4 protein-coding genes are annotated in these 2,847 nt (G+C 43.5%); all 4 read right to left on the reverse strand.

Annotated elements, in window-relative coordinates; genetic code table 11:
* Window positions 1-580 (reverse strand): TetR family transcriptional regulator (locus A3735_RS17430; RefSeq protein WP_068638353.1); only part of this gene is annotated, 580 nt, incomplete at its 3' end.
* Window position 581: 1 nt separating this feature from the next.
* Entirely contained in the window at window positions 582-1,343 is a 762-nt protein-coding gene (locus A3735_RS17435; protein WP_068511786.1) for an SDR family oxidoreductase, read from the reverse strand.
* 131 nt (window positions 1,344-1,474) lie between these two features.
* Window positions 1,475-2,032, reverse strand: a complete 558-nt coding sequence (locus A3735_RS17440) for a hypothetical protein (protein ID WP_068638355.1) — start codon at window positions 2,030-2,032, stop codon at window positions 1,475-1,477.
* 85 nt (window positions 2,033-2,117) lie between these two features.
* Window positions 2,118-2,847, reverse strand: a 730-nt coding sequence (locus tag A3735_RS31090) for a hypothetical protein (RefSeq protein WP_197485922.1), incomplete at its 5' end; no start/stop codon positions are given.

The following is a 2,847-nucleotide window of genomic DNA, read 5'->3' on the forward strand; positions in this document are numbered from 1 at the left end:
AAAAATCTCGCTTAAAAACATCTAAAGGAGGGGACTCTATAACCTCGGCAATTGCGCCGACAGGGTGAGTCATATGCCAAACGCCAATCAATGCTTGCTGAACTTGCATAAGCAAGGTGAGCGCTTGCGCTTGAGACAAGTCTTGCTCGGCTTGTTGTGTTAGTAACTGGGAATACTGGTGCATTAAGTGGAGTAAGGTTTTTTTGAATTGTAATGCTTCTTCAACGGTAAGGTTCCGTTCTAAAATTGTGTGTAAAATTGCATTCAACTTACAATAGATAGGGTTAGCAATTAAGGTGTCAGCCATTAGCCTTGCTAGGGGGAGCTTGTTTGGCATTTTTTGGGCCGAGTGAATTAATTCTTCAAGGGTTTCTACAAACAACGCGAGGAACAAAGTCTCTTTATTTCTAAAGTAGCGATATAAAGCGGCCTTAGTAATACCTACATCTGCAGCAATCACATTCAGGTTAAGGTCTTCGTAGGCAAGATCAGAAAATCGTTTTCGTGTAGCATCGAGAATTTGCTGTTTTCTGAGAGCTTTTTGTTCCGGATTATTCGCGCGTTGTTTGATTAAACACATTTTAGGCTTGTAACCATCCTGCAAGTTTTCGTGTGACTGAACGTGGGGATAGTTTACCAGACCAAACACCAAAAATATTCTTCCAGCCAGTGATAACAATGGCGCGGTCTTTTTTCTTGAGCGATTTCCTGACAACAGCTTCTGCTGTCATGGCACCTGCTTTGAATAGTTTTGTGTTAGTCATATTAGCTTCTGATGCAAACTCAGATGCGGTTGCACCTGGGCAAAGTGTGCTGACGGCAATACCTTGGCCCTTAAGCTCTTCATATAGTGCTTCAGAGAAGGACAGCACAAAAGCCTTGGTCGCGTAGTATATAGCCATGTTAGGTCCCGCTTGAAAGGCAGCGGTTGAGGCAACGTTAATGATAAAGCTATTACTCTGTTGTGATAGCTTGGGGATGAGTCGGTGCGTTAGATCTACCAGGCTGGTGACGTTGAGCTGAATCATTTGTAACTGACGATCCAGTGACAGTTCAGTGAATGCACCGCGGTCTCCAAAGCCTGCATTGTTGATTAGGCCGTTTAGCGCCCAACCTTCGTTGATTATTTTGCTAGCTAGCGTTTCGGCACCGTTTGAGTCAGACAAATCAGCAGCGATGATTTGTGTCGAGATTTTATATTGGCTTTCCAGCTTACTGGCTAGCGCTTGAAGGCGCTCTTCTCTGCGGGCGGTCAGAATCAGGTTGTGACCTTGAGCGGCTAATTGTTCTGCGAATACTTCGCCAATTCCGGCGCTTGCACCGGTTATCAAGATGTAGTTCATTGTGTGTTCCTTTATTATTTGAAGTTAAGTTACTCTGGGTTACTTAATATAGAAGAATGAGCTCTTGATGTAAATAACCTAGGGTAACTTAATTGGCATGCGAAATTAATAGGGCGCTAGGGCTTGTAAATCTAGGGGTAAAGTACTTCTACACCGTATTGAAGGACTGCTTGGGTATTAAGTGCTGAGTTACTTGTATTGTGTTGATAAATGGTTCCACCAATATTTACGCTGTGAGAACTGGTGCTTAGCTGAAAGTTTTCAGTTTGATCATAACCATTATATAGCGTCGGTTCGAAGCTTAGAGAAGCCGCGCTTTCGCTATTTGTGACTGAGTCACTTAGTTTTACCGAGATGGCTTGTGCGGCACGCCCGCTAATATCTAGCTGAGGTGTATCGACGGATGGCTCAAGGCAAGCGTTACCTTGTAGAGACCCGCTTTTAGGGTCGATGGTGCATTGGCTGTTATCGAGCTTTTTAACTGGCATCGACAAGGTTTGTTGAGTGCTGCCGATAGCGCTGACCGATGCTGGGTCGACTAGGGTCAACTTCACTTTTGCCTTAAAAGATTCAGCTTGTGCGCTTACTGAAAACGTAAAGCATGAAAGCAGTACTAATGCTAAGGGTGCTTTTCTCAAGCCGGTCTGCCTCCACTTTTTATCGCTGATTAAGTCCTGAATACCACTCAAGTATAGTAGCTAGTGCTAAGGCAGCAATGCTTAAAATGTGAAAAAGTGAAAAATATTTATTTCTTGCGCAAATGAAAAAGCTGGGCTATGTGATCGTGGCTTGTGTGGTTAACATGTTGAAAAGTAAGAGTTTATTTTTTTGTTTGAGATGTGTGGGAGGAAGGTAAATGATACCTTCATCGCCTGAAGTCTTGAGCTCTATAGTTGGTGTTACGCTGAGGTTTTTACTTTGAAGGTAGTCAGGATCTATTTTAAGTAAGTAGCTACCTGGTAGGACGTTTTCGAATATGTAAACACCATCGTACTCGGTTCGGGTTTGCTGTATCAGTGAGTCATCGAGTGTAAAAAGAGAGACAGGAATACCTGCTTTCGGTATAAGTTTACCATTGTTTTCAAGCAGCACTTCTCCTTCGAGTTCCATCGCAGTTTGGAAGCCGATACTGATCTCGTTGAGCTTGCCCGAGTGAGAATAGAGCGTGAAATGCTCCTTCTGTGGCTTCAGAAACGGGTCTTCAATTTTCCGTGAGTTGATACTAATCGTTTGCATTTGAAGATCAGGAACCCCCCATAAAGAGACATAACCTTCTTCGTTTGTGGCGCTGTTTCTCCAGCTGTTCTTTCCTTTAAAATGTATATTTGGAAGAGGGCTGTCCTGTTCATCAAACCTACCGTTATTGTTGTGATCCAAATATGTGTGTGCGAGCACGCTGGCACTAGAGGCCACACTTTCAGAACTAAGGTAGAGGCTATTATGAGGTTTGTCGTAGGCAAGGGCAGAGCTAATGCTTAAGCCAATACTTTGATGGTCTTGTGTA

It is taken from the genome of Oleiphilus sp. HI0061 (assembly GCF_001635675.1).

Bases quoted from the DNA above. Each gene is read 5' to 3' on its own strand.
- A3735_RS17435 (WP_068511786.1), bottom strand. From the start codon at position 1,343: ATGAACTACATCTTGATAACCGGTGCAAGCGCCGGAATTGGCGAAGTA.